Annotated in this window: 21 protein-coding genes and 4 tRNA genes; 12 read left to right on the top strand and 13 right to left on the bottom strand. The window is 70.7% G+C overall.

The window, feature by feature from the left end; genetic code table 11:
* Positions 1-14: 14 nt before the first annotated feature.
* The 3 genes from ACZ4Z3_RS38250 to ACZ4Z3_RS38260 all read left to right on the top strand — a co-directional run bounded on the left by ACZ4Z3_RS38250 (position 15) and on the right by ACZ4Z3_RS38260 (position 4,917).
* Positions 15-2,231 carry a hypothetical protein gene (locus ACZ4Z3_RS38250; RefSeq protein WP_468505418.1) on the top strand — a complete coding sequence of 739 codons (2,217 nt, stop codon included), beginning with the start codon at positions 15-17 and terminating at the stop codon, positions 2,229-2,231.
* A 168-nt stretch (positions 2,232-2,399) separates the two neighbouring features.
* Positions 2,400-3,908: a N,N-dimethylformamidase beta subunit family domain-containing protein gene (locus ACZ4Z3_RS38255; RefSeq protein WP_468505383.1), complete on the top strand. Its 1,509-nt coding sequence runs from the start codon at positions 2,400-2,402 to the stop codon at positions 3,906-3,908.
* Positions 3,909-4,017: 109 nt separating this feature from the next.
* A complete protein-coding gene (locus ACZ4Z3_RS38260) occupies positions 4,018-4,917 on the top strand; it encodes a phosphoribosylaminoimidazolesuccinocarboxamide synthase (RefSeq protein ID WP_468505384.1) in 900 nt (299 codons plus the stop codon).
* Positions 4,918-4,951: 34 nt separating this feature from the next.
* Here the strand turns inward: ACZ4Z3_RS38260 and ACZ4Z3_RS38265 are convergent.
* The 8 genes from ACZ4Z3_RS38265 to ACZ4Z3_RS38300 form a co-directional block, all read right to left on the bottom strand.
* Positions 4,952-5,027 (bottom strand) — tRNA-Gly (locus tag ACZ4Z3_RS38265).
* A 23-nt stretch (positions 5,028-5,050) separates the two neighbouring features.
* Positions 5,051-5,683, bottom strand: a complete 633-nt coding sequence (locus ACZ4Z3_RS38270) for a response regulator transcription factor (RefSeq protein ID WP_180303690.1) — start codon at positions 5,681-5,683, stop codon at positions 5,051-5,053.
* Positions 5,680-6,999, bottom strand: coding sequence for a sensor histidine kinase (locus ACZ4Z3_RS38275; RefSeq protein ID WP_468505385.1), 1,320 nt, complete (start codon positions 6,997-6,999; stop codon positions 5,680-5,682). Before ACZ4Z3_RS38275 ends, ACZ4Z3_RS38270 begins: the two co-directional genes overlap by 4 nt.
* 12 nt (positions 7,000-7,011) lie before the next feature.
* On the bottom strand, positions 7,012-7,818 hold the full coding sequence (locus tag ACZ4Z3_RS38280) for an ABC transporter permease (protein ID WP_468505386.1): 807 nt from the start codon (positions 7,816-7,818) through the stop codon (positions 7,012-7,014).
* A complete protein-coding gene (locus ACZ4Z3_RS38285; protein ID WP_468505387.1) occupies positions 7,815-8,822 on the bottom strand; it encodes an ABC transporter ATP-binding protein in 1,008 nt (335 codons plus the stop codon). The genes ACZ4Z3_RS38280 and ACZ4Z3_RS38285 overlap by 4 nt, the downstream gene beginning before the upstream one ends.
* 178 nt (positions 8,823-9,000) lie before the next feature.
* Positions 9,001-9,073, bottom strand: a tRNA-Gly gene (locus ACZ4Z3_RS38290).
* Positions 9,074-9,151: 78 nt separating this feature from the next.
* Positions 9,152-9,223: transfer RNA gene (locus ACZ4Z3_RS38295), tRNA-Gly, on the bottom strand.
* Positions 9,224-9,448: 225 nt separating this feature from the next.
* Entirely contained in the window at positions 9,449-9,766 is a 318-nt protein-coding gene (locus tag ACZ4Z3_RS38300; RefSeq protein WP_159769651.1) for a histone-like nucleoid-structuring protein Lsr2, read from the bottom strand.
* Positions 9,767-10,107: 341 nt separating this feature from the next.
* On the opposite strand from ACZ4Z3_RS38300, the gene purS reads away from it, so the two are divergent.
* The 7 genes from purS to purM all read left to right on the top strand — a co-directional run bounded on the left by purS (position 10,108) and on the right by purM (position 17,929).
* Positions 10,108-10,371 carry a phosphoribosylformylglycinamidine synthase subunit PurS gene (gene purS / locus ACZ4Z3_RS38305; protein ID WP_055514060.1) on the top strand — a complete coding sequence of 88 codons (264 nt, stop codon included), beginning with the start codon at positions 10,108-10,110 and terminating at the stop codon, positions 10,369-10,371.
* A complete protein-coding gene (gene purQ / locus ACZ4Z3_RS38310) occupies positions 10,368-11,048 on the top strand; it encodes a phosphoribosylformylglycinamidine synthase subunit PurQ (RefSeq protein ID WP_055539135.1) in 681 nt (226 codons plus the stop codon). The genes purS and purQ overlap by 4 nt, the downstream gene beginning before the upstream one ends.
* On the top strand, positions 11,045-13,303 hold the full coding sequence (purL, locus tag ACZ4Z3_RS38315) for a phosphoribosylformylglycinamidine synthase subunit PurL (RefSeq protein WP_466802241.1): 2,259 nt from the start codon (positions 11,045-11,047) through the stop codon (positions 13,301-13,303). Before purQ ends, purL begins: the two co-directional genes overlap by 4 nt.
* 204 nt (positions 13,304-13,507) lie before the next feature.
* Complete coding sequence (locus tag ACZ4Z3_RS38320) at positions 13,508-14,305, top strand: maleylpyruvate isomerase family mycothiol-dependent enzyme (protein WP_468505388.1); 798 nt, start codon at positions 13,508-13,510, stop codon at positions 14,303-14,305.
* Positions 14,306-14,360: 55 nt separating this feature from the next.
* Positions 14,361-15,185, top strand: coding sequence for an META domain-containing protein (locus tag ACZ4Z3_RS38325; RefSeq protein WP_468505389.1), 825 nt, complete (start codon positions 14,361-14,363; stop codon positions 15,183-15,185).
* A gap of 84 nt (positions 15,186-15,269) precedes the next feature.
* Complete coding sequence (purF, locus tag ACZ4Z3_RS38330; protein ID WP_055536680.1) at positions 15,270-16,796, top strand: amidophosphoribosyltransferase; 1,527 nt, start codon at positions 15,270-15,272, stop codon at positions 16,794-16,796.
* 50 nt (positions 16,797-16,846) lie between these two features.
* Positions 16,847-17,929, top strand: coding sequence for a phosphoribosylformylglycinamidine cyclo-ligase (purM, locus tag ACZ4Z3_RS38335; protein WP_359701492.1), 1,083 nt, complete (start codon positions 16,847-16,849; stop codon positions 17,927-17,929).
* Between the two features lie 198 nt (positions 17,930-18,127).
* On the opposite strand, the gene ACZ4Z3_RS38340 is transcribed toward purM, so the two are convergent.
* Together ACZ4Z3_RS38340 and ACZ4Z3_RS38345 are read right to left on the bottom strand one after the other, a co-directional pair.
* The gene (locus ACZ4Z3_RS38340) at positions 18,128-18,385 is read right to left on the bottom strand and encodes a DUF3073 domain-containing protein (RefSeq protein ID WP_055536678.1); all 258 of its coding nucleotides are present in this window, start codon (positions 18,383-18,385) and stop codon (positions 18,128-18,130) included.
* A gap of 313 nt (positions 18,386-18,698) precedes the next feature.
* Complete coding sequence (locus ACZ4Z3_RS38345) at positions 18,699-19,793, bottom strand: Leu/Phe/Val dehydrogenase (RefSeq protein ID WP_468505390.1); 1,095 nt, start codon at positions 19,791-19,793, stop codon at positions 18,699-18,701.
* Positions 19,794-20,048: 255 nt separating this feature from the next.
* On the opposite strand from ACZ4Z3_RS38345, the gene ACZ4Z3_RS38350 reads away from it, so the two are divergent.
* Complete coding sequence (locus ACZ4Z3_RS38350) at positions 20,049-20,891, top strand: DUF8083 family protein (RefSeq protein WP_468505391.1); 843 nt, start codon at positions 20,049-20,051, stop codon at positions 20,889-20,891.
* Positions 20,892-21,523: 632 nt separating this feature from the next.
* Complete coding sequence (bldC, locus tag ACZ4Z3_RS38355) at positions 21,524-21,730, top strand: developmental transcriptional regulator BldC (protein WP_003949541.1); 207 nt, start codon at positions 21,524-21,526, stop codon at positions 21,728-21,730.
* A 577-nt stretch (positions 21,731-22,307) separates the two neighbouring features.
* On the opposite strand, the gene ACZ4Z3_RS38360 is transcribed toward bldC, so the two are convergent.
* The 3 genes from ACZ4Z3_RS38360 to hrpA form a co-directional block, all read right to left on the bottom strand.
* Complete coding sequence (locus tag ACZ4Z3_RS38360) at positions 22,308-22,529, bottom strand: DUF6274 family protein (RefSeq protein WP_468505392.1); 222 nt, start codon at positions 22,527-22,529, stop codon at positions 22,308-22,310.
* A 304-nt stretch (positions 22,530-22,833) separates the two neighbouring features.
* Positions 22,834-22,908, bottom strand: a tRNA-Asp gene (locus ACZ4Z3_RS38365).
* Between the two features lie 109 nt (positions 22,909-23,017).
* Entirely contained in the window at positions 23,018-26,962 is a 3,945-nt protein-coding gene (gene hrpA, locus ACZ4Z3_RS38370) for an ATP-dependent RNA helicase HrpA (protein WP_468505393.1), read from the bottom strand.
* Positions 26,963-26,970: the final 8 nt, after the last annotated feature.

The raw sequence follows: 26,970 nt of genomic DNA on the forward strand, positions 1-26,970 counted from the left end.
GGGTCGTGAGCGGTATGGCGGGTGGTGAGGAGGCGGGTGCGCGGGCAGCGCGCGCGCGGGCCCTCGCCGTGCTGCGCGTCCGCAGCCGCGCGACGGCCGTGGCTCTGCTGCCGGCCGCCGTCGCGGTCGTCCTGGTGGCCGGCGTCTCCACCGGCCACCTCACCGGTCCGTTCTGGTCCACGGCACGCTGGGTGGTCTCCGGCCTCGCCGCCCTCGACCTGCTCGCCGCCGCCGGTATCGCGCTCGTCGTGGCCCGAGCCCGGCCCGCCGTGAGCCCCACCGTCTCGATCACCGAGGAAGCCGCGCCCGACCTCTACCGCCTGGTCCGCGACCTGGCGGACCGCCTCGACGTCCCCGCTCCCTCCGCGATAGCGCTCACCCCCGACTGCGACAGCTGGCTGGAGGACCGCACCCACCCGTCCCACACCTCACCCGACAGCCACGCCGCCACCTCGTCGGCCGCCACCTCGGCCGGGACCTCGCCGGCCGCCGCGTCACCGTCCGGCGGCACGTCGAGCGGGGCGTCGGGCGCCCCCGGCCCCGGCGGACGCGGTCCCGGCAGCGGCGACGAGACGCCCGACGCCCGAGGAGGACCGTCAGGTGTCACGACGGGAACCGGGGTCCCGCCCGGCATGCCGTCCGGCTTCTCGTCCGGACTGTCGTCGCACCGCCGCCACCGCGCCCCCACCGCGCCCGTACTGGTCATCGGCTCACCGTTCCTGTGGTGGATGCGGGTGGGGGAGCTACGGGCGGTGCTCGCACCGGTCGTGGCGGGTACGGGCCCGTCGGCGCACCCGGACATAGCCGCGGCCCGCCGTTTCGTCCGCGGCCTGGACGCCGCCGTCGCCGTCAGCTCCGCCCCGACGCACGGTCCCCTCGTCCGTACGGTGCTGGCCGGCGTCGGCTGGGTGACCCGGCTCCTCCTGCGCGGCTGCCGGGCCCACGCGGCGGAGATGGAGCGCGGCGTGGCGGCCGCCGCGGCCGAGCGTGCACAGGCTGTGGACTACGGTCTGCGGATCGTCGCCCAGGAGCAGGTCGGGCTGGCCTACGCCGGTTGGGACCGGCTTCTCACGCGCGTCGCGCTGCCCGCCTGGCGGATGGGCCGCTGGCCGTCCCGTCTCGACGCGGGCGTCGTCGCCGCGCTCACCGAGCTGTCCCGCCGCGACCGCCTCGCCGAGGGCTTCGCCTCCCGGCTCGGGGAGCGCCCCGCCTGCGACCTCCTCGAAGAACCCGGCACGGTCGACGAGGCCGCGTCGCTGCTCGCCGCGCGCCTCTTCCACGGCGGCCCCGCCGAGGCCGGCCGCGACTGGGCCCCGGTCGACTGGAACGAGTACCCGGACGAGGTCGTCGACCGCAAATGGCGCACGGAGGCGGCCCGGCTCCACCGGGTGCTCGACGCGATGGGCGTCCACCGCACCACCGACCGCACCGGCCCCGACCAGACCGGCCCCACCCTGGCCCGCGTCCTGGACCACCTGACGGCACCGCCGGGGTCCCCCGAGACCCGGTCCGACGGACAGCCGACCGGCCCCACGGCCGCCGGCGCGCCCCAGGCCGCCACCCCTGCCCCCGCCACGGAACCAGCGGCCCCCGAGCCGCAGCACCGAGGCATACCCACCCCCGACGCCACAGCCGAACCCACGACCCACAGCCCCGGCCCGGAAACGGCCCCCGCCTCCGAAGCCGCCCCCGGCCCCGCAACCGACCTGCCCGTCGGCTCCGACACCACCGCGACCTCCGCCCCCGACGCCGACACCACCCACACTCCGACTCCGGAGCCCGCCCCCGCCGACGAGGACGACGAGCAGGGCCCGGCCACCGTGCAGGCCGCCGCGTTGGCCGCCGGGCTGACCGCGGAGCTGGCGAGGGAGGAGGCGGCTGCGCCCCGCCCCGCGGCGCAGCAGCCGGGCGGCGCCGAGGCGCCGGGCCCGGACCGGGCGCTGTGGGAGGACGGCCTGTTGCCGCTGTTCCCGATGCAGCCGCCCCGCACGGGCCGCGACCTGCTCGCGGAACACGTCGCCGCGATGGTCTGCTGCGCGGCGATGGACACCGCCGGCGCCACCCCGGGCCTGGACTGGCTGGACGGCCCCTCCCTCCTCGTCCACGGCGAACGGGCCGCCGACCTCGCCCCCCGCGTCCTCACCCTCGTCGAGGACGGCGACCCGGCCCCCCTGCGCGAGTGGCTCCGCCGACTCGGCGTCCGCCCCGAGAAGCCGGTCCGCCTGGTCTGACCCCCTCCGGCCGGGCCCTCCGGCCTCCCCATCCGGAGCCGCGGTTTCCACTCTCATCAATTCGCGACGAACGGTGACGGAGCGCGTGCGTAATGTGATGTGCTGGGACCGTGCGTGTAGTCGGCAGGGGCTTGTGACGGCACACGGGGGCGAGGGAGGGGAGAACTCATGGGCACGGAGCACCGGCACCGCGTCCGCCGCTGGGAATCGGGCGCACTCGCGCACGCTGTGACCGACCCCTTCGGCCAGGGTCCCGTCCCCTGGCTCCGGGGCAACGTGACCTACTTCGACGACACGGGCCAGGTCGTCCCCTGGTACGTGGACCAGGCGACGCTGGCGCCGAGCGGCAGGGCCACCGACCCCCGCATCCCCGCCCCGCGTTCGACGTCCGGCCCCCGCTCCGCCGACGACGTGCGGCGCCAGATCAAAGGGTTCACCGCGACCGGTGCAGCCGCCCCCGGCGAGTCCATCGACTTCCACATCACCGTGGACCCGCCCCAGGAATTCGCCGTCGACATCTACCGCGTGGGCCACTACGGCGGCGACGGCGCCGCGAAGATCACCACCAGTCCGCGGCTGTCCGGCATCGTCCAGCCCCCGCCGCTGACCGCCGACCGCACGGTCTCCTGCCACCACTGGTGGCTGTCCTGGCGGCTGCAGATCCCGAGCTACTGGAACATCGGCGCGTACGTGGCGGTCCTGACCACCGCCGACGGCTACCGCTCCCACGTGCCGTTCACCGTCCGCGACGACCAGCCCGCCGACCTGCTGCTCCTGATGCCCGACATCACGTGGCAGGCGTACAACCTGTACCCGGAGGACGGCCGCACCGGCGCCAGCTTCTACCACGCCTGGGACGAGGACGGCCGGCTGCTCGGCGAGTCCCACGCCGCGACGACCGTCTCCTTCGACCGCCCGTACGCCGGCGCGGGCCTGCCCCTCCATGTGGGCCACGCCTACGACTTCATCCGCTGGGCCGAGCGCTACGGCTACGACATCGCCTACGCCGACGCCCGCGACCTGCACTCCGGCCGCGTCGACCCCACCCGCTACCGGGGCCTGGTCTTCCCCGGCCACGACGAGTACTGGTCGCCGCAGATGCGCCGTACCGCCGAGACCGCCCGGGACAGCGGGATCTCCCTGGTGTTCCTCTCCTCCAACACCATGTACTGGCAGGTGGAGTTGAGCCCCTCCCCGTCCGGTGTCCCCGACCGGCTCCTCACCTGCCGAAAACGCCGGGGCCCCGGAAAACCCGCACTGTGGCGCGAAATCGACCGCCCGGAGCAGCAGTTGATGGGCATCCAGTACGAGGGCCGGGTCCCCGAACCCCACCCCCTCGTCGTGCGCAACGCCGACCACTGGCTCTGGGACGCGACCGGCGCCCACGAGGGCGATGAGCTGCACGGCATGGTCGCCGGCGAGGCCGACCGCTATTTCCCCCGCACCGCGCTCCCCGAGCACCAGGGCCGCATCCTCCTCGCCCACTCCCCGTACCGGGACCCCGAAGGCGTCCTCCGCCACCAGGAGACCTCCCTCTACCGGGCCCCCTCCGGCGCCTGGGTCTTCGCATCCGGAACGTTCGCATGGTCCCCGGCCCTGGACCGCCCCGGCCACGTGGATACTCGTATCCAGCGGGCCACGGCCAACCTCCTGGACCGCATCTGCAAACGGGACTGACATCGTCGGCCGCAACGCGCCCGAACGCCCTCACCCGCCCCCCTGGCCCAGACCGGTCGCCCCGATACGGGACAATCGAGCCACTTGGACATCACCACGGGGAGGAACCGTGTCCGGATTCGTAGAAAAGCCTGAGCCGATCCAGGTTCCGGGCCTGGTGCACCTGCACACCGGCAAGGTGCGCGAGCTGTACCAGAACGAGGCGGGCGACCTCGTGATGGTCGCCAGCGACCGAACGTCCGCGTTCGACTGGGTGCTGCCGACGGAGATCCCCGACAAGGGGCGCGTCCTCACGCAGCTGTCCCTGTGGTGGTTCGACCAGCTCGCCGACCTGGTCCCCAACCACGTCCTGAGCACCGAACTGCCCGAGGGCGCCCCCGCCGACTGGGCCGGCCGCACCCTCGTCTGCAAGTCCCTGCGGATGGTCCCGGTCGAGGCGGTCGCCCGCGGCTACCTCACCGGTTCGGGTCTCGCCGAGTACCGGGAGAGCCGTACGGTCTGCGGCCTCGCCCTGCCCGAGGGCCTGGTCGACGGCTCGGAGCTGCCCGCGCCGATCTTCACCCCGGCCACCAAGGCCGCCGTCGGCGAGCACGACGAGAACGTCAGCTACGAGGAGGTCGCCCGCCAGGTCGGCGCGGAGACCGCCGCCCAGCTGCGGCAGACGACACTCGCCGTGTACAGCCGTGCCCGCTCCATCGCCCGCGACCGGGGCATCATCCTCGCCGACACCAAGTTCGAGTTCGGCTACGAGGACGACACCCTCGTCCTCGCCGACGAGGTCCTGACCCCCGACTCGTCCCGCTTCTGGCCCGCAGACCAGTGGGAGCCGGGCCGTGCCCAGCCGTCCTTCGACAAGCAGTTCGTCCGTGACTGGCTGACGTCCGACGAGTCCGGCTGGGACCGGGCGAGCGAGCAGCCCCCGCCGCCGCTCCCGGAGGAGATCGTCGCGGCCACCCGCGCCAAGTACGTGGAGGCGTACGAGCGTCTGACGGGCACGCGCTGGGCGTAACGGATAAGGCCCCCGGGAAACCGGGGGCCTTATCTGGAGCGGACGACGAGGCTCGAACTCGCGACCTCAACCTTGGCAAGGTTGCGCTCTACCAACTGAGCTACGTCCGCAGTGCGCCGTGGCGCGAGAGCAACTATACCCAACCTCGCTCCCGCGCGAGCCGTACCGCCGCATGCCGGTTCTCCACCCCGAGCTTGGAGACGGCCGACGACAGATAGTTCCGTACGGTCCCCTGGGACAGCGCGGCCCGCTCGGCGATCTCCACGACGGGCGCCCCGTCGGCGGCCAGCTCCAGCACCTCCGCCTCGCGGGCGGTCAGCGGCGAGTCCCCGGAGGAGATCGCGTCGGCGGCCAACTCGGGGTCGACGTAACGGTTTCCCGCGTGCACGGTACGGATGATCTCCGCGAGCCGCTGGGCACTGACCGTCTTCGGTACGAACCCGCGCACACCCGCCTCAAGCGCCCGCTTCAGATGCCCCGGCCGGCCATGACCGGTGACGATCAGCACCCGGCAGCCGGGCAGCTCCGCCCGCAGGGATGTGGCCACCCTCACACCGTCGGCCCCCGGCATCTGCAGATCGAGGACGGCCACGTCCGGCTCGTGCGCCCGGGCCATCGCCAGCGCCTCCGGTCCGCTCGCCGCCTCGGCGACCACCAGCAGGTCGTCCTCCAGGGCCAGCAGCGCGGCCAGCGCTCCCCGGATCAGATGCTCGTCGTCGGCGAGCAGCAGCCGCACGGGCCGCCCCGCCTCCGGTACGGCCGTCACGACGCGACCTCCCGGACAGCGCCCGCCGCGGAGGTGACCGCGATGCTCCCGCCCGCCGGACCCGGAGCGGCCTCCGGCGTCAGCGGCACCCGGGCCACCACCCGGAACGCCTCCCCGCCCACCGGCCCCGCCTCCAGCGTCCCGTCCACGATCGCGAGCCGCTCCCGCAGCCCGGCGAGCCCGGACCCGGCACCGGCGGAACGCTCCGCGACGGCACCCGCCGCCGTACGTTCCCCCTCCCCGTCGGCCGCCCGTATCCCGTCGTTCTCCACGGTCAGCACCACCTGCCCCTCCGTCACCTTCAACACCACCGTGCACTGCCCGGCGTTCCCGTGCCGCAGCACGTTCGTCGTCCCCTCACGCACCACCCAGGCGAGCGCGGACTGCACCTCGCCGGGCAGCCCGGCGGTGTCCGCCCGGTCGACCGAGCACACGATGCCGGCCGCCTCCAGGACGCCCTGCGCACCGGCCAGTTCGACGCCGAGGTCCGCCTCGCGATAGCCGCGTACGACGTCCCGGACCTCCCGCTGCGATTCCTGCGCGATCCGCTGCACCTCGGTCATCTGGTCGACGGCCTCGGGCCGTTCGCGGCGGGCCAGCTGGACGGCCAGTTCGCTCTTGAGGGCGATGACCGCGAGATTGCGTCCGATCACGTCGTGCAGATCGCGCCCGAAGCGGAGCCGTTCCTCGGCGACGGCGAGCCGGGCGCGGGTCTCGCGGGCCGCGTCGAGTTCGTAGACGGCCCGGACGAGCCAGACGGAGAAGAAAGAGGTGAAGGCGAAGAACGAGGCGCCGACCAGCACGGCGATCGCCGTGGCCAGCGCCTCGCCGGGGCCGGGGCCCACGAGGAGCGTCAGGAGCCCGGAACCCGCGGAGAGTCCCGCGATCAGGTTCAGCCCGCTGCGCCGTTCGCGCATGCCCAGCGTGATCGTTCCGACGCCGAAGATCAGTACGCCGGCGAACATCGAGCCCAGCGCGGTGGCCGTGTCGCTGTCGGGGTCCCGGCCGGCGAGCACGCTCGCGGTGATCCCGATCAGCGCGCTCACCGCTGCGACCGCCCACATCAGCCCGAGCGGCTGTTCACGGCCGCCCCGCACCCAGTCGAGCGCGCGGGCACCGCACACCGTGCTCACCGCCGCGTGCACGACCATCACCGCCACCAGCCAGCCCGCCCAGGGCATCGGCACCGTCCCGACGACGGGCAGCCCGAAGGTGGCGACCTCGATCGCGGGGAACGAGTAGAACGACCACCGGATGTACGTCTCCACCTTCGCCGGCGTGGTCTTCCCCCGCCACCATGCCCGAGGCCCCCGCATGGCCAACTCCCCTCATCGGCGCGGTTCCCAGCGGAACCACCGCCGTACAGCAAACACCGCGAGCACGGTCCAGGCCAGCGCGGTGGCGACGGCCCCCAGCGCCTCGTACGCGGTGAGGTCGCCGGTCCAGCCGCCGCGCACCAGCGTGATGACCGGGGAGAGCGGCAGCAGTTCGCAGACGGACGCCACCCGGTCGGGCAGCACTTCGAGCGGGACGGTGACCCCGGAGCCGAGCAGCGAGACGAACATCACCGGCAGGCTGGTCACCTGCGCGCTCTCGGCGGTACGGCTGAAGCTCGCCGTCACCGCGGCCAGCGCCACGCACAGCACGATCCCCAACAGCACACCCAGCACGGCGAGGTGCGGCGCGGGCGGCGCCCCGAGGTCCAGCAGGACGGTGCAGCCGACGGCGAGGAGCACGCACTGCGCGGCCGCGATGCCGACGGCCGGCAGCGCGGCCCCGACCAGGATCTCCGGGTCCCGCAGCTCCCCGGTCCGCAGCCGCTTGAGCACCAGCTCCTCGCGGCGGACGACGTAGATGTTGGTGAGGGCGGCGTACACCGCGAACAGCAGGGAGAAGCCGACGGCGGCGGGCAGCATGACCGTGCCGACGCTGAGCCCCACCTCGTCCAGGTCCATCTGGTCGGTCGCCGACCGCACGCTGAGCGGCAGCAGCAGAGGCACCAGCACCGCGGTGACCAGCGTGGCCCGGCTGCGCCCGAGCAGGGTCAGCTCGGCGCGGGCGAGCGCGGTCATCCGGCCCTTGAGAGTCGTCCTGCCGGTGCCGGTTCCGGTGCCGCTGTCGGTCATGGTGCTCATGCGCTCACCCCGTCCTTGCGGGCCTTCGTGCCCGTCAGCGCCTTGTCGTGCGCAGCGGCCCCCGTGCCGGTACGGACCGCCGTCTCCCGCGCGATCCGCAGGAACGCCTCCTCCAGTGAGGCCGGCCGCACTTCGAGCCGCCGGAGTTCGACCCGGGCCCGCTCCGCCCAGAGCAGCACTCCGGTGGCGGCCCGCTGGAGTTCCTTGGTGCGCAGCACCACCGCGCGCCCTTCGACGTCGTGCCCGGTGACGCCCAGCTCGCCGAGGGGCGGCAGGTCGCCGAGGAAGTAGCCGTCGGGCAGTTCGAAGGAGATCCGGGACGGCTGGGAGGCGGTCACCTCGGCCGGGGTGCCGGTCGCGGCGACGCTTCCCTCGTGGAGGATGGCGAGCCGGTCGGCGAGCCCTTCCGCCTCCTCCAGGTAGTGCGTGGTGAGGAGCACGGTCGTGCCCTGGTCGCGCAGGTCGCGGACGAGCGCCCAGGTGTCCTGGCGGCCCTCGGCGTCGAGGCCGGTGGTCGGCTCGTCGAGGAAGAGCACCTCGGGGCGGCCGAGGAGCGCGAGGGCGAGGTCCAGGCGCCGCTTCTCGCCACCGGACAGCTGCTTGACCCGTACGCCGGCGCGGCGCCCGAGTCCGACGATCTCCAGGGCCTCCCCGACGGGCCGGGCGCCGGTGGTGCAGCCCGCCCACATCCTGACCGTCTCCGTGACGGTCAGCTCGGAGGGGAAGCCGCCCTCCTGGAGCATGACGCCGATGCGGGGCCGGACGGCCGCGCGCTCGGTGTAGGGGTCGTGGCCGAGGATCCGCACGCGTCCGCCGGACGCCGGGGCGAGGCCTTCCAGCAGTTCGACCGTGGAGGTCTTGCCGGCGCCGTTGGTGCCCAGGAGGGCGAAGAGTTCGCCCCGGCGTACGGAGAAGGTGATTCCCCGTACGGCTTCGAAACCGCCCCCGTACACGCGCCGCAGGTCGGTGACCTCGATCACGTCCTCGTGCCCGTTCGTTTTCATGCTTCCAGCGTCCCGGTGGTGGGGGCCGTGGAGCAGTGCGCGCTGTCATCGGTCGGCATGACAAATGTCAGGGGAAGATCGGGAAACCGGGATGAGCCGGAACCCCGGTGATCCGGGAACGCGGAAGATCCGGGAACGCAGAAGACCCCGGTCCAGTGGACCGGGGTCTTGATTCAAGAGCGGACGACGAGGCTCGAACTCGCGACCTCAACCTTGGCAAGGTTGCGCTCTACCAACTGAGCTACGTCCGCATTGCCTCCGACCGGCTCCCACCGATCGGCGCGCAGACCACATTACCTGATCCAGAAGGATGGTTGGTAAGTGATCAGAGCGGGTGACAGGAATTGCACACTGCGCCTTCCCCCTGGAAGGGGGATGTTCTGCTACTGAACTACACCCGCGTGACTCCGGTGAGCCGGGCCTTTCGGCCTTGCCCCTCGGCGTGCTCCAGACTCTAGCTGATCCGCAGGGGTGCAACGCAAGTCGGTTCCCGCCGGGGGCCAAGTCCGCCGCCCCCAGGGTCCGCTGACGGACACTGAGGGCCGGCCTCGGCAGGGTGCCCGAGACGGCACACCCGCCGGGCCTCACTCGACGCGGCTCACCCGGGCGGCCTCACCCGCCCCGGCTCACTGGGCGTCGGCGAACGCCTCGTAGACCTTCTTGGGGATCCGGCCGCGGGCCGGCACGTCCAGCTTGTTGGCCATGGCCCAGGCGCGGACGGCCGCGGGGTCCGGGGCCACCTGGGTCTGCTTGTAGGCCTTGCCCGACCTCGACCGCTTCCGCCCGGCCTCCACGTAGGGCGCGAGCGCCTCACGCAGTTTCTCGGCGTTGGCCTCGTTGAGGTCGATCTCGTACGACTTGCCGTCGAGTCCGAAGGCGATCGTCTCCGCCGCTTCCGAGCCGTCGATGTCGTCGGAGAGAGTGACCACGACACGCTGCGCCACGAATATCGGTCCCTTCGTGTGACATCTCTCCGTTGACGTGCCCTTACGTCCCGGTGATGTCGTCTGTCCGGCGGTTAATTGGGCAAAGTATCGGCTATTGCCAATTCATTTGTACAGGGCCCCGCATTGCATTGTGAAGACAGACTTAATCCGCTGGCGTGTCCGTCGCGCAATAGGATCGGGGGATCTTTCCCGGAAGTTTTCACGAAGCGGATCACCCGATACCGGATCGTGACCGCCATCACCGGTAATGTCTGTAGATTCCTACGAATCTACTCGCGTAGAAATTTTGTGCGGGTAGTCTGAAGGGACCTGCTCAGCACCACACACCGGGAGTGCCAGTGGCACGCGTCGTAGTCGACGTCATGCTCAAGCCGGAGATCCTCGACCCCCAGGGCCAGGCGGTGCAGCGCGCGCTGCCGCGCCTCGGTTTCGAGGGCGTCTCCGACGTACGTCAGGGAAAGCGATTCGAACTGGAAGTGGACGGACCGGTGGACGACGCCGCGCTCGCCCGCATCCATGAACTGGCGGAATCCTTCCTCGCCAACACCGTGATCGAAGACTTCACCGTGAAGGTGGAGGAAGTCGTGGAGGCAGGAAAGTGACCGCACGTATTGGCGTCGTCACTTTTCCCGGCAGCCTCGACGACCGCGACACCCAGCGCGCGATCCGGCTGGCGGGCGCCGAGCCCGTCGCCCTGTGGCACAAGGACAAGGACCTCCACCAGGTCGACGCCGTGGTGCTGTGCGGCGGTTTCTCCTACGGCGACTATCTGCGCGCCGGAGCCATCGCGCGCTTCTCGCCGGTGATGGAGACGCTCATCGAGCAGGCGAAGGCCGGTCTGCCGGTCCTCGGCATCTGCAACGGCTTCCAGATCCTGACCGAGGCCCACCTCCTGCCCGGCACGATGCTGCGCAACGACCACCTGCACTTCATCTGCCGCGACCAGAAGCTGCGGGTGGAGAACGCCGAGACCTCCTGGACCACCGACTACACGGCCGGCCAGGAGATCCACATCCCGTTGAAGAACAACGACGGGCAGTACGTCGCCGACGAGTACACCCTCGACAAGCTGGAGGCCGAGGGCCGGGTCGCGTTCCGCTACCTCGACTTCAACCCCAACGGCTCCCAGCGGGACATCGCCGGCGTCACCAACGAGGCCGGCAACGTCGTGGGCCTGATGCCGCACCCGGAGCACGCCGTGGAGCCGCTCATCGGCACCGGCCGCACCGACGGCCTCCCCTTCTTCACCTCGATCCTCAAGAAGCTGGTCAACGCATGAGCCGGACGCCTCTGGACACGGTCGAGCACGCGGCCGCGACCCCCGACGTCGAGCTGCCCTGGGCCGAACTGGGCCTGAAGAAGGACGAGTACGAGAGGGTCGTCGAGATCCTCGGCCGCCGCCCCACCGGCGCGGAGCTGGCCATGTACTCCGTCATGTGGTCCGAGCACTGCTCGTACAAGTCGTCGAAGGTGCACCTGCGCCAGTTCGGCGAGAAGGCGCCCCAGTCGGACGCCCTGCTCGTCGGCATCGGTGAGAACGCCGGCGTCGTCGACGTCGGCCAGGGCTACGCGGTCACCTTCAAGGTCGAGTCGCACAACCACCCCTCCTACGTCGAGCCCTACCAGGGCGCGGCCACGGGCGTCGGCGGCATCGTGCGCGACATCATCGCGATGGGCGCCCGCCCGGTCGCCGTCGTGGACCCCCTGCGCTTCGGCGCCGCGGACCATCCGGACACCAAGCGCGTCCTGCCCGGCGTCGTCGCCGGCATCGGCGGCTACGGCAACTGCCTGGGCCTGCCGAACATCGGCGGCGAGGTCGTCTTCGACGCCTGCTACCAGGGCAACCCGCTGGTCAACGCCGGTGCCATCGGCGTCATGCGGCACGAGGACATCCACCTCGCGAAGGCCTCCGGCGCCGGCAACAAGGTCATCCTCTACGGGGCCCGCACCGGCGGCGACGGCATCGGCGGCGCCTCCATCCTCGCCTCCGAGACCTTCGACGACGCCAAGCCGTCCAAGCGCCCGGCCGTCCAGGTCGGCGACCCCTTCCAGGAGAAGCTCCTCATCGAGTGCACCCTGGAGGCGTTCAAGGAGAAGCTGGTCGTCGGCATCCAGGACCTCGGCGCGGCGGGCCTGTCCTGCGCGACGAGCGAGCTGGCGTCGAACGGCTCCGGCGGCATGCGGGTCACCCTCGACGACGTCCCCCTGCGCGACTCGACGCTCTCCCCCGAGGAGATCCTGATGAGCGAGTCGCAGGAACGGATGTGCGCGGTCGTCGAGCCCGACAAGGTCGACCGCTTCCTGGAGATCTGCGACAAGTGGGACGTCATCGCCACCGTCATCGGTGAGGTGACCGACGGCGACCGCCTGGAGATCTTCTGGCACGGCGGCAAGATCGTCGACGTCGACCCGCGCACCGTCGCGCACGACGGCCCGGTCTACGAGCGCCCCTACGCCCGCCCGGACTGGCAGGACGCGCTCCAGGCGGACGACGCCAACAAGCTGCCCCGGCCGGAGACCAGCGAGGAGCTGCGCGAGCAGGTCCTGAAGCTGGTCGCCTCCCCGAACCAGGCCTCCAAGTCCTGGATCACCTCCCAGTACGACCACTTCGTGCAGGGCAACACGGTCCTCGCCCAGCCCGAGGACTCCGGGATGATCCGCGTGGACGAGGAGAGCGGCCTCGGCGTCGCCATCGCCACCGACGGCAACGGCCGCTACGCGAAGCTGGACCCGTACCACGGCGCCCAGCTGGCCCTGGCGGAGGCGTACCGCAATGTCGCCACCACCGGTGCCAAGCCGCTCGCCGTCTCCGACTGCCTGAACTTCGGCTCGCCCGAGGACCCGGCGGTCATGTGGCAGTTCGCGGAGGCCGTCCGCGGTCTGGCGGACGCCTGCCAGCAGCTGGGCACCCCGGTGACCGGCGGCAACGTCTCGCTCTACAACCAGACGGGCGAGGTCGCCATCCACCCGACCCCGGTCGTGGCCGTCCTCGGCGTCATCGACGACGTGGCCCGCCGCACGCCGGTCGCCTTCCAGGAGGAGGGGCAGCTGCTCTACCTCCTCGGCGACACCCGTGAGGAGTTCGGCGGCTCGGCCTGGTCCCAGGTCGTCCACGACCACCTCGGCGGTCTGCCCCCGCAGGTCGACCTGGAGCGTGAGCGCCTGCTGGCCGAGATCCTGATCTCCGCCTCCCGCGACGGCATGATCGACTCCGCGCACGACCTGTCCGACGGCGGCCTCATCCAGGCGGTCGTCGAGTCGGCCCTGCTCGGCGGCAAGGGCGCCCGCCTGATCGTCCCCGACGGTCTGGACGCCTTCACCTTCCTGCTCTCCGAGTCGGCCGGCCGCGCCGTCGTGGCCGTCCCCCGCTCGGAGGAGGTCCGCTTCAACGACATGTGTGGCGCCCGGGGCCTCCCGGTCACCCGCATCGGCGTCGTCGACGGCGACACCGTCGACATCCAGGGCGAGTTCACCCTCACCCTGGAGGAGCTGCGCACCGCGCACGAGGGCACGATCCCGGCACTGCTGGCGTAAGTCCCCCGCCGTACGGCACTTCGGCCCCGCCCGGCTGTCCGGGCGGGGCCTTCGTGCTGGGCTGTCAGAGGCCGGTTTCAGCCGCGGAGGATCTGGTTCTCCGACCGAGGCGGCCGTCGCCGCAACACCTTCACCCGCTCGTCGCGGTCTCGGCCGCAGGGGTTCCCACCCCCTCCGACCACCCCTCCGCATAGGCTCCCCACCATGCCCCCGGCCAGGAAACGCCCCCGCGCCTACGACCCCGCCAAGACCCGCAAGGCCGTGCTGGCCCAGTTCGCGACCGTACGACAGGCCGTGACCGGGCTCGGCCCGGAGCAGCTCGCGCTGCCCACCCGGCTCGGGGAGTGGACCGTCCGGGATCTGGCCGCGCACCTCACCATGGCCGTGGCGAGCGTGAGCCGGGCCCTGGACCGGCCCGAACCGGCCAAGGCGGAGCTCGGGCCCCTCGACTACGGCGCGGCCACCGCCCCGTTCGCCGACGCCATCGCCGAGGGCAGCCACGCCCTGGCCGAGGCCCACCCTGACCTCGGCGCCCTCTACGCCGACACAGAGCGCCGGATCACCGAGCGGCTCGCCGCCACCCCGCACGACCGGATCGTCGACACCCGCGCCGGCGCCATGTCGCTCGCCGACTACCTGGTCACCCGCACCGTCGAACTCGTCGTCCACACCGACGACCTGAACGCCGCCGTCCCCGGCCTCGACCTGCCCTTCGACCGCCAGGCCCTCGCCACCTGCGTCCGGCTGCTCGCCGACACCCTCGCCGCACGGGCCCCCGGCGGCTCCACGGAGGTGCGGATCCCGCCGTACGCCGTCGTGCAGTGCGTGGAGGGGCCGAGACACACCCGCGGCACCCCGCCGAACGTCGTCGAGACCGACCCGCTGACCTGGGTCCGCCTGGCCACCGGCCGCCTGGAGTGGGCAACCGCCCTCGACGAGGCGAAGGTCAGCGCCAGCGGCGAACGGGCCGACCTGAGCGCCCTGCTGCCCCTGCTGACCTGAACCGCCCGCGAACAACCAGGTGGAACCGCCCACGCATCCCACCCGTCCCACCGGCATGGACAAGCAGCGACTGACCCGCACCGCCCTGCCCCTCGCGGCCCTGACCCTGTTCCCGCTCCTCGCGGCCTGCGGCACCGAGTCCGGTGCCGGCGCCGGCAGCGACTCCGTGGGACCGGGCGCCAAGGAGTCGGTCACCGGGGTCCACTGGACGGTCGACAGCCTCACCGTGGACGGGAAGACCACCAAAGCCCCCGCCGGCGCCTATCTGAAGATCGACGACAACGGCGAGGTCAACGGCAACTACGGCTGCAACACCTTCGGCTCGACCGCCGACTTCAAGGACGACTCCGTCGACTTCGAGATCGCCCAGTCCACCGAGATGGCCTGCGGCGACGCCCCGATGAAGTTCGAGGAGCGCTTCTCCCGCACCCTCGACACCGGGACGTTCCGGGCCAAGGCCGCCGACGGCGGACTCACCCTCACCACGGCCGACGGCGACACCGTGCGGCTCAGCGAGGAGAAACCCGCCGAGCTGTACGGCACCAAGTGGCGCGTCGACTCGCTCATGGACCACGACGTCGCCCAGTCCCTCCCCGAGGAGGCCGACGGCAAGGCCTGGTTCACCCTCGACAAGAAGAAGGGCACCCTCAGCGGCAGCCTCGGCTGCAACGAGGTCTCCGCGGAGGCGACGGTGAGCAAGGGCGAGATCACCCTCGGCCACGCGCGCACCACCCGCAAGATGTGCTCCGACTCACTCATGGCCGCCGAGCGGACCCTCCTCGGCCTCTTCAAGGGCACGGTGGAATATCGGATCGATCACCACAGCATCACGCTGACCAGGGAAAACGGCCTGGGCGTCGGTGCCGTCGCCGACAAGTGACATGTGGCGGCACGCAGTCGGGACCGACGGTGGGCGAGATCAGCGGATTCGGACCGGTGCGCGATCTCGCCTACACTCGATGGCGTGCCACGTGGTGACGGACGACTCAACCACGACCTTCTCCCCGGCGAGAAAGGCCCCCAGGACGCGTGTGGCGTCTTCGGTGTCTGGGCCCCGGGCGAAGAGGTCGCCAAGCTCACGTACTTCGGGCTCTACGCCCTCCAGCATCGGGGCCAGGAATCCGCGGGTATCGCGGTCAGCAACGGCTCCCAGATCCTCGTCTTCAAGGACATGGGCCTCGTGTCCCAGGTCTTCGACGAGACCTCGCTCGGTTCCCTCCAAGGTCACATCGCGGTCGGTCACGCCCGCTACTCGACCACCGGCGCCTCCGTCTGGGAGAACGCCCAGCCCACGTTCCGTGCCACCGCGCACGGCTCCATCGCCCTCGGCCACAACGGCAACCTGGTCAACACGGCCCAGCTCGCCGAGATGGTCGCCGACCTGCCCAAGCAGGAGGGCCGTACGCCGCGTGTCGCGGCGACCAACGACACCGACCTGCTCACCGCGCTCCTCGCGGCCCAGGTCGACGAGGACGGCAAGCCGCTGACGATCGAGGAGGGGGCCCACGCGGTCCTCCCGCAGGTCCGTGGCGCCTTCTCCCTCGTCTTCATGGACGAGCACACCCTCTACGCCGCGCGCGACCCGCAGGGCATCCGCCCGCTGGTCCTCGGCCGGCTGGAGCGCGGCTGGGTCGTCGCCTCCGAGTCCGCCGCCCTCGACATCTGCGGCGCCTCCTACGTCCGCGAGATCGAGCCCGGCGAGTTCATCGCCATCGACGAGAACGGACTGCGCAGTTCCCGCTTCGCGGAAGCGAAGCCCAAGGGCTGTGTCTTCGAGTATGTGTACCTGGCCCGCCCGGACACCGACATCGCCGGCCGGAACGTGTACCTCTCCCGCGTGGAGATGGGCCGAAAGCTGGCCAAGGAAGCCCCCGTCGAGGCGGACCTGGTCATAGCGACCCCGGAATCCGGCACCCCGGCGGCCATCGGCTACGCGGAGGCCTCGGGCATCCCGTTCGGTGCGGGTCTGGTGAAGAACGCGTACGTCGGACGTACGTTCATCCAGCCCTCCCAGACGATCCGCCAGCTCGGCATCCGGCTGAAGCTGAACCCGCTGAAGGAAGTCATCAAGGGCAAGCGCCTGGTGGTCGTCGACGACTCGATCGTCCGCGGCAACACCCAGCGCGCACTGGTCCGGATGCTCCGCGAGGCCGGGGCGGCCGAGGTCCACATCCGGATCTCCTCCCCGCCCGTGAAGTGGCCCTGCTTCTTCGGCATCGACTTCGCCACCCGCGCCGAGCTCATCGCCAACGGCATGACGATCGACGAGATCGGCACCTCCCTGGGCGCCGACTCCCTGGCGTACATCTCCATCGACGGCATGATCGAGGCGACCACGATCGCCAAGCCGAACCTCTGCCGTGCCTGCTTCGACGGCGAGTACCCGATGGAGCTGCCGGACCCCGAGCTCCTCGGCAAGCAGCTCCTGGAGACCGAGCTGGCCGCCGGGCCCGCCGCCACGGCCGCGGCCGACGCGATCCGTCGCCCGTAGTCCGCCGCCCCCTGCTCACCCGCAGTACGACACGAAGGTTCTCATCAGCCATGTCTGAGACCCCCATCGCCGAGGGCGGCGCCAGCTACGCCGCCGCGGGCGTCGACATCGAGGCGGGCGACCGCGCCGTCGAGCTCATGAAGGAATGGGTCAAGAAGACGCAGCGCCCCGAGGTCCTCGGCGGCCTCGGCGGCTTCGCCGGCCTCTTCGACGCCTCCGCCCTCAAGCGCTACGAGCGCCCCCTGCTGGCCTCCGCCACGGACGGCGTCGGCACCAAGGTGGACATCGCCCGCCAGCTGGGCGTCTACGACACCATCGGCCACGACCTGGTCGCGATGGTCATGGACGACATCGTGGTCTGCGGCGCCGAACCGCTGTTCATGACCGACTACATCTGCGTCGGCAAGGTCCACCCCGAGCGGGTCGCCGCCATCGTCAAGGGCATCGCCGAGGGCTGTGTCCTCGCCGGCTGCGCCCTCGTCGGCGGCGAGACGGCCGAGCACCCCGGCCTCCTCGGCCCGGACGACTTCGACGTCGCCGGCGCCGGTACGGGCGTGGTCGAGGCGGAGCACCTGCTCGGCCCGGATCGCATCCGTAAGGGTGACGCGGTGATCGCCATGGCGTCCTCCGGCCTTCACTCGAACGGGTACTCGCTCGTCCGGCACGTCCTGCTGAACCAGGCAGGGCTCTCCCTGGACGCCCAGATCGCCGAGTTCGACCGGACCCTCGGCGAGGAACTCCTGGAGCCCACCAAGATCTACTCGCTGGACTGCCTGGCCCTGACCCGCACCACCGAGGTCCACGCCTTCAGCCATGTCACGGGAGGCGGTCTCGCGGCCAACCTGGCCCGCGTCATCCCCGACCACCTGCACGCCACGGTCGACCGCTCCACCTGGACCCCGGCTCCCGTCTTCGACCTCGTCGGCAGGACCGGCCAGGTCGAGCGCCTGGAGCTGGAGAAGACCCTGAACATGGGCGTGGGCATGATCGCCATCGTCCCCCAGGAGTCGGCGAACGTGGCCCTGACGACCTTGGCGGACCGAGGCGTGGAGGCATGGCTGGCCGGCGAGATCACCGACCGAGCCGCTCACACGACAGGCGCGGAACTGATCAACGACTACGCCCGAGGCTGACGCCGACCGCGCCCCCGAAGGCGGCGAAGCCGCCCGAAGGGGCGCGGGGAACTGCGCGACCAGGCACGACGAAACCCGCAGCCGCCGACGCACAGTGACCCCCGAGCTTTTAGGTGCCCGGCTCCTCAAGCGGAGCGCAACCGCACAAAACCCGGTCCGGCGTAATCCGCTCGGACCGGGTGAAGCGCAGCTGGACGGTCAAGCCCCGCGGCGATGGGACGCAGGACCGGACTCGTCGTCCTCATCCTCGTCATCGTCGGAGTTGTACAACTCCGCATACCGCGCGTACGGGTCGTCGTCGTCCTCGTCGTCCTCGAACGGTTCGCCGTTCGGAGGCTGGCTCGAAGTCGATGCGCCCAGCTCGCTGGCCAGACGCGACAGGTCAGTCCCACCGCTGTTGTACTTCAGCTGGCGGGCGACCTTCGTCTGCTTGGCCTTGGCCCGGCCGCGCCCCATGGCTCGACCCCCTCGGTGACGGGGCTCGACGGCCCCAGAGTCTTGACACGCGTTCATGATCTAGAACGGGCTCTCCATGGAGAGACCGGTCCGTAGGGCTTCCACGGTACCTGAGCCCGCGCCCATACGGTACGTCGCCCGCAGGACGTGCCTGTGCCCAGAACCTGCGAGGAGCCCTTTCCCCGCTGGTCAACCGCGATTTTAACCGTTTCTTCGCGGACGACCCGCCGACGGAAGTGAGAGTTCTCTCTAAAGCCGTCGGCGGGTACCGGGCCCTGTCGTGCGACCCTCGCGCGGGCGTGCCCGCGGAACGTCAGCGTCCGCGGGCGGCGGCCGCCTCCTGCATCCGCTGCTCGGCGATCCGGTCGGCCGCGGCAGCCGGCGGAATCCCATCCGTCTTCGCACGTGCGAATATGGCCAGCGTGGTGTCGAAGATCTTCGACGCCTTCGCCTTGCACCGCTCGAAGTCGAACCCGTGGAGTTCGTCGGCGACCTGGATGACGCCGCCGGCGTTCACCACGTAGTCCGGCGCGTAGAGGATCCCGCGGTCCGCGATGTCCTTCTCGACGCCGGGGTGGGCGAGCTGGTTGTTGGCCGCGCCGCACACCACCTTGGCGGTGAGCACGGGCACGGAGTCGTCGTTCAGCGCTCCGCCGAGCGCGCACGGGGCGTAGATGTCGAGCCCCTCCACGCGGATCAGCGCCTCGGTGTCGGCGACGGCGGTGACGCCCTCGGGGTGGCGGTCGAGGATCCGGCGCACGGCGTCCTCGCGCACATCCGTGACGACGACCTCGGCGCCCTCGGCCACCAGATGCTCGACGAGGTGGTGGCCGACCTTGCCGACGCCGGCGACGCCGACCTTGCGGTCGCGCAGCGTGGGGTCGCCCCACAGGTGCTGGGCGGAGGCCCGCATGCCCTGGTAGACCCCGAAGGCGGTGAGGACGGAGGAGTCGCCGGCGCCGCCGTTCTCGGGGGAGCGGCCCGTGGTCCAGCGGCATTCGCGGGCCACGACGTCCATGTCGGCGACATAGGTGCCGACGTCGCACGCGGTGACGTACCGGCCGCCGAGCGAGGCCACGAACCGCCCGTAGGCGAGCAGCAGCTCCTCGCTCTTGATCCGGTCGGGGTCGCCGATGATCACGGCCTTGCCGCCGCCGTGGTCGAGCCCGGCCATGGCGTTCTTGTAGGACATCCCGCGCGCGAGGTTCAGGGCGTCGGCGACGGCCTCGGCCTCGGTGGCGTACGGGTAGAAGCGGGTGCCGCCGAGGGCGGGGCCCAGCGCGGTGGAGTGGAGGGCGATAACGGCCTTGAGGCCAGTGGCCCGGTCCTGGCAGAGCACGACTTGCTCGTGACCGCCCTGGTCCGAGTGGAACAGGGTGTGCAGGACGCCGTCAGATACGTCGGTCACTGTGGTGACTCCTGGGTAAGAAGCGGCGGTTGGTGACAGGTCCCCTGGGGGTCCTCCCCCCGTGCTTTTGGCTGTGGGGGAGGGTGGCGAGGTCTGTGAGCATGAGATTAGAGCCTCACGGCCGCTCTGGAGCGGCGGAGCTTCAGGATCACCCACTCCTGGAGTAGGGCAGTGGTGTGATCCGCACAGTTTTCCGGCCCGCCGATGGGCGGGTTCCGCAGGTTTCCCCGGTGGTCGGCGGGGGAGGGAGCAGGCGTGCCCAAGGTGTCCTCGGTGATCGTCCCGTACGCGTCGTACCTGCGCGTGTACGAGCCGCTGGCCGCCTTCCCGGAGCCGGAGCGCACCCACTGGACCCGGTACGCCCGTCGCGCCGACCGCCCCTCCTACCAGGAGGAGCTGCGGCGCTCGCTGGCCGACCTGCTGCCCACGCCGCCGATCCCGGTGCCGGTGCACGAGAGCGGTGACGCCTTCGTGCTCGAGGTGGACGGGGTGGTCTGTGTCTGCCCCTGGCGCACCCGGCTGCGCGGCTGGCAGGCGCTGGGTGATCTCGCCGAGGAGCTGCCCGCGCCGCTGCTGGACGCGGTGCTGCCACCGCTGGTGCGCCGGCAGGCCGGCCAGGACTACGAGCGCTGGATGGCCCGCAACCCCGACGCCCGTCCGTGGATCCGCACCTCGACCTGGCACGTGCCGCTGAACTGGTTCGTCCTCGTCTCGGACGAGGAGCGCACCTATGAGAAGGGTTCGGCCGAGAACTCACCCGTGCTTCGCTATCGCACGCCCATGGTGCAGGCCCGGCGGCGGGTGGCGCGGGGGCTCAGGGCGCTGCGGGAGGCCCTCGACGAGGGGCCGCTGATCGACGGGCTGGTCGACGTGGGCCGCTGGCTGGAGGAGTTCCACCCGCGCTCGCTCGTGGAGCTGGACTACGGCGGTCTCGTGCACGTCCTGCCGGCGGAGGAGCTGGACGGCGACCACTCCGCGGCGGATGTCGCCGAGGGCATCGAGGCCCTGCGCAACGGCGACGGCCTGGCCGCCGGTGAGGCGTACGGGCGGCTGGTCGAGCGGTGGCGGGCGGTACGGGACCGGCGCTCCGCGAACTGAACGGCCGGTCGGTGAGCCGTACCGGGCGGAACCGGTTGAACCAGCTCAACACCCCACCCGTACTTGTGACTTGTGGGGCGGATGGGAAAAGGCTTTCCATGGACGCCGAAGCATGGTGAACTGTCCACCCTTGGCCCAGGCTTGACGCACCGAAGTTCCGCTCGGGCGTCATCATGGGACGTAGGTCCCCGATCCGGGCTTTTGTGTCAAGCAGTCGTCAAGCGTGACGGATTGCACTTACGCGGGCCTTGCCTCTTACGCACCTCCTCATGCCAAAATAGGACAAGGAGTCCGGGGGAGGCTCCATCTGCCCGCTTTTGGGTGGAATCTCAGCATTGCACGCTATTGGGGGGTCTCGTGACTCCTGCACGCCACTGTGACTGATCGTCACAGTGGCGTGACTGTCCGCTATGGCATGGTCCATCGGCATCCGTCGCTGATGAACACCTGGGAGGGCAATTCCATCGGTTTGGCCGACGCGGCTGGACAGATGGTGTAGTTGTAGTGCCGAGGACAAGCCGTTCGTCCTATAACCGACTCGACTCGCGTCCGCCATTTCGGGCAACGCGGGTCAAGGTGCAGAATTTAGAGGAAAGAACCGAGAAGGTTCGGTTCTCCCGAGGAGGCCGCTCATGACCGCTCGCACCCCTGATGCCGAGCCGCTGCTGACCCCGGCTGAGGTCGCCACCATGTTCCGCGTCGACCCCAAGACGGTCACGCGGTGGGCGAAGGCCGGCAAGCTCACGTCCATCCGTACGCTCGGCGGACACCGCCGTTACCGCGAGGCTGAGGTCCGCGCACTGCTCGCGGGTATTCCGCAGCAGCGCAGCGAGGCCTGAACCACCGCAGAACAGGGCATTTCGGCTGGTCCCCCCATCAGCCGAGCCGCCTGAAAGCGCAGCTCAACCGCTCACACAGCGCCAAGCGACGCGGGTTCTGCCCCAACAGATCCCACGCCCGAGCCACACAGAGCTTTCCAGAGCTTCCATCTGTTCTGGGTTTCGCGAGGCAAGCAACAAGGGTGCGTCGTCAGATCGCGCTGGACTCCGCCGGGTCCAGCGCGATCTTTTTTGTGCGCTTGGGCGGACGACCGGGCCTCCGGGCCCGGTCTTTCGGGTGTCCGGCGCGCCGACTTGTGCGTGGGCCTGGCCGTCTGTGCGCGGGACTGTCGGACTCTGGGGAGGGCTGTCGGATCTCCTGTGGGGGCCTCGGGAGGCTGGTGCAATTGCACATATTAAATTGACCAGTTGTAGGAGACCTGTAAGAACCCACGTTCCGGAAACTTATACAGTGACACCCGTCACATGCCGAGTAGCTTGTTACTCACGAGTCACGTGCGGTAAAGGGGGCGGGAGTTGAGGTGGGCCCGCCCTTCCGCCGAGTGCGTTCCCCGCCCGTCGGCGCTCACACCATCGTTCACGCCTTGGAGGGACTCTCGTCCTCCGTGGGGCTCTCGGCGTGGTCCTCGCCGGCCCTGGGGGCGTCCGTCGTCAGGATGCCCGTCGTCGCGGTGTCCGTCGCCAGGCGCAGCAGCCGGTGGCAGATCGGGCAGTGCCGGGTCAAGTGGCGGTAGGAGGAGGCGGCCGACAGATGGGCGCGGAGCAGAGCGCGGGTCTCGTGCCGAGCGGACGCCGCCATACGCCACCTCCGGGGTCTTGGGGCCCTGTTTCCGAGGTACCGGTGGAATGTGACTCCGTCAAGCCCCGACGCGTCCGCTGGGGGCTGGGTGCCCAGTGGGTTGGGGGGTGCGGGTTCGTTGGCGGCCGCGTGTGCGTTGTGGTTCCTCGCGCAGTTCCCCGCCCCCCTGATGGCTTCGGCTGCGGCCCGGCCTTCGTCCCACGGCGCCGCAGCCGCCCACGTCCCCTGGTCGCTCCCCCCAGTCGCGACCGGCGCAGCAAAAAGACCCGCATCCTTGGGGGATGCGGGTCTCCTTGAATCAATGCGGTCCTGACGGGATTTGAACCCGCGGCCTCCACCTTGACAGGGTGGCGAGCACTCCAAACTGCTCCACAGGACCAGGTTTCGCAGTCAGCGTGTGTGCGCTGGCCTGCGAGAAGAGACTGTACAGGAGGGGGAGCCTCCTGGTCGAACTCACCCGACGTGCAGTGCTCGTCACAGTATGACGGCTACGGCACCGCCGCGTCGATCGCTTTCACGATGCGCTTGTCGGAGACGGGATACGCCGTCCCCAGTGCGTGCGCGAAGTAGCTGACGCGGAGTTCCTCGATCATCCAGCGGATGTCCAGGACCGAGGACGGTACGGGCCGCCCCTGGGGGAGTTGTTCCAGCAGCCAGGCGTACTCGTCCCGCATCTCGTGGACCTTCTCCATGCGGGAGGTGTCCCGCTGGACGCTCGTCGGCATCTGCTGGAGCCGCCGGTCCGCGGCCACCAGATAGCGCATCAGATCCGGGAGGCGGCGCAGCCCCGTCTCCGTCACGAAGCCCGGCTTCACGAGGGCGTCCAGCTGCCCGCGTACGTCCGCGAGGTTGGGCAGGAGGGCGGGGCTCCGCGTGGCCTTCAGACGGCGCTCACAGGCCTGCCAGGCGGCGAGGACCTGCTGGACCTGGCCGACCGTGCGGACGGTGGTGTCGACGATCTCCGCGCGGACCTTGTCGTAGAGCTTGCGGTAGGACTCCTCGTCCCAGGCCGGCCCGCCGAAGTCGGCGATGAGCCGGTCGGCGGCGGCCGTCGCGCAGTCGTCGAACAGGGCCTGGATCGAACCGTGCGGGTTCGCCGAGAGAGCGAGCTTCTGCGCGTTGGTCAGCTTTTCGCTCGCGAACTTCGCAGGGTTGACCGGAATGTTTCGCAGGATGAGCCTTCGGGTGCCCTTCCACATCGCTTCCGACTGCTCCTCCTCGGTGTCGAAGAGGCGTACGGACACGGTGTCGCCGTCGTCCACGAGGGCCGGGTAGGCCTTCACGGGCTGGCCGGCGCGGCGGGTCTCGAAGACGCGGGTGAGGGAACCGATCGTCCAGTCCGTCAGGCCCGTGCGCTCCAGGGACTCGCCGCCCTGGCGTTCGGCGGTCGCCGCGGCGGCCTGGGAGAGCGCCTTGCGGGCCTTCGGCTTCAGCCGGAGACGCAGGGACTCCAGGTCCTTGTCCTCGGCCAGCTTCCGGCGCCGCTCGTCGACGATACGGAAGGTGATCTTCAGGTGGTCGGGGACGCGGGACCAGTCGAAGTCCTCGGCGGCCACGGGCACGCCCACCATGCGCTTGAGTTCGCGGGCGAGCGTGACGGTCAGCGGTTCCTGGAGGGGCACCGCCTGGTCCAGGAACCGCTTGGCGTAGTTGGGGGCCGGGACGTAGTTGCGGCGGATCGGCTTCGGCAGGGAGCGGATCAGTTCCGTCACCACGTCCTCGCGCAGGCCCGGGATCTGCCAGTCGAAGCCCTCGTCGGTGACCTGGTTCAGGACCTGGAGGGGGATGTGGACGGTGACGCCGTCCGCGTCCGCGCCCGGCTCGAACTGGTAGGTGACGCGGAACTTGAGCTGCCCCTGGCGCCAGGAGTCCGGGTAGTCCGCCTTGGTGACCGCCTCCGCCGACTCCCGGATGAGCATCTCGCGCTCGAAGTCCAGGAAGTCGGGCTGCTCGTGGCGCTTGCGCTTCCACCAGGAGTCGAAGTGGGCGCCTGACACCACGTGTTCGGGGACCCGCTGGTCGTAGAAGTCGAAGAGGGTGTCGTCGTCGACCACGATGTCCCGGCGCCGGGCGCGGTGTTCCAGCTCCTCGACCTCGCTGAGGAGCTTGCGGTTGTCGGCGAAGAACTTGTGGTGCGTACGCCAGTCACCCTCGACGAGCGCGTTGCGGATGAAGAGCTCGCGGCTCGCTTCGGGGTCGATGCGGCCGTAGTTCACCTTCCGCTGGGCGACGATCGGCACGCCGTACAGCGTGACCTTCTCGTACGCCATCACGGCCGCCTGGTCCTTCTCCCAGTGCGGTTCGCTGTACGTGCGCTTCAGCAGGTGCTCGGCGAGCGGCTCGACCCACTCGGGCTCGATCTTCGCGTTGACACGGGCCCAGAGGCGCGAGGTCTCCACGAGCTCGGCGGACATCACGAAGCGCGGGGGCTTCTTGAAGAGGGCCGAGCCGGGGAAGATCGCGAACTTGGCGTTGCGGGCGCCCAGGTACTCGTTCTTCGCGCCGTCCTTGATGTCCTTCATGCCGATGTGGGACAGCAGGCCGGCCAGGAGAGAGACGTGGACCTGCTGCTCGGGGGCGTCCTCCTCGTTGAGGTGGATGCCCATCTGCTTGGCGACCGTGCGGAGCTGGCTGTAGATGTCCTGCCACTCGCGGATGCGCAGGAAGTTGAGGTACTCCTGCTTGCACATCCGGCGGAAGGACGACGAGCCGCGTTCCTTCTGCTGCTCGCGGACGTACCGCCACAGGTTGAGGAAGGCGAGGAAGTCGGAGGACTCGTCCTTGAAGCGGGCGTGCTGCTGGTCGGCCTGGGTCTGCTTGTCGGCGGGGCGTTCGCGCGGGTCCTGGATGGACAGCGCGGCGGCGATGACCATGACCTCGCGGGCGCAGCCGTTCTTGTCGGCCTCGACGACCATCCGGGCCAGGCGCGGGTCGACGGGCAGCTGGGAGAGCTTGCGGCCCATCGTGGTCAGCCGTTTGCGGACGTCCTTCTGCGTGGGGTCGAGCGCGCCGAGCTCCTGGAGGAGCTGGACGCCGTCGCGGATGTTGCGGTGGTCCGGCGGGTCGATGAAGGGGAACTTCTCGATGTCGCCGAGGCCGGCCGCGGTCATCTGCAGGATGACGGAGGCGAGGTTCGTTCGCAGGATCTCGGCGTCCGTGAACTCCGGGCGCGCGTTGAAGTCGTCCTCGGTGTACAGGCGGATGCAGATGCCGTCGGACGTACGGCCGCAGCGGCCCTTGCGCTGGTTGGCGCTGGCCTGGGAGATCGGCTCGATCGGCAGCCGCTGGACCTTGGTGCGGTGGCTGTAGCGGCTGATGCGGGCGAAGCCCGGGTCGATGACGTACTTGATGCCGGGGACGGTCAGCGACGTCTCGGCGACGTTGGTGGCCAGCACGATCCGGCGGCCGGTGTGCGGCTGGAAGACGCGGTGCTGCTCGGCGTGCGAGAGCCGCGCGTAGAGGGGGAGGACCTCGGTGAAGCGGTAGTTCTTCTTGATCAGCGCGTCGGCAGTGTCGCGGATCTCGCGCTCACCGGAGAGGAAGACGAGGATGTCGCCCTTGCCCTCGCCCTGGAGCTCCTCGACCGCGTCGCAGATGGCGGTGATCTGGTCGCGGTCGGCGTCGTCGGAGTCTTCTTCGAGGAGGGGCCGGTAGCGCACCTCGACCGGGTACGTACGGCCGCTGACCTCGACGATCGGGGCGTCGCCGAAGTGACGGGAGAACCGCTCGGGGTCGATGGTCGCGGAGGTGATGACGACCTTGAGGTCCGGGCGCTTCGGGAGCAGCTGGGCGAGGTAGCCCAGCAGGAAGTCGATGTTGAGGGACCGCTCGTGGGCCTCGTCGATGATGATCGTGTCGTAGGCGCGCAGCTCGCGGTCCGTCTGGATCTCGGCGAGCAGGATGCCGTCCGTCATCAGCTTGACGAAGGTCGCGTCCTGGTCGACCTGATCGGTGAAGCGGACCTTCCAGCCGACGGCCTCGCCGAGGGGGGTGTTCAGCTCCTCCGCCACACGCTCGGCGACGGTGCGGGCGGCGATCCGGCGGGGCTGGGTGTGCCCGATCATGCCGCGCACGCCGCGCCCCAGTTCCATGCAGATCTTCGGGATCTGGGTCGTCTTGCCGGAGCCGGTCTCGCCGGCCACGATGACCACCTGGTGGTCGCGGATGGCGGCCGCGATCTCGTCCTTCTTCTGGCTGACGGGCAGCTGTTCGGGGTACGAGACGGCCGGCACGCGGGCGGCGCGCTCGGCCATGCGGGCCTCGCCCTTGGCGACTTCGGCCTCGATCTCGGCGAGGACGGCGGCCCGGGCCTCGGGCTTACGGATCTTGCGCGCGCCTTCGAGCCTGCGCCCGAGCCGGTGCGCGTCGCGCAGGGACAGCTCGGCCAGGCGGGGGGCGAGGGCGCCGAGGGCGGGGGCAGGTGGCGTAGACATACGCCGTC

Source organism: Streptomyces sp. NPDC030296 (assembly GCF_055572815.1).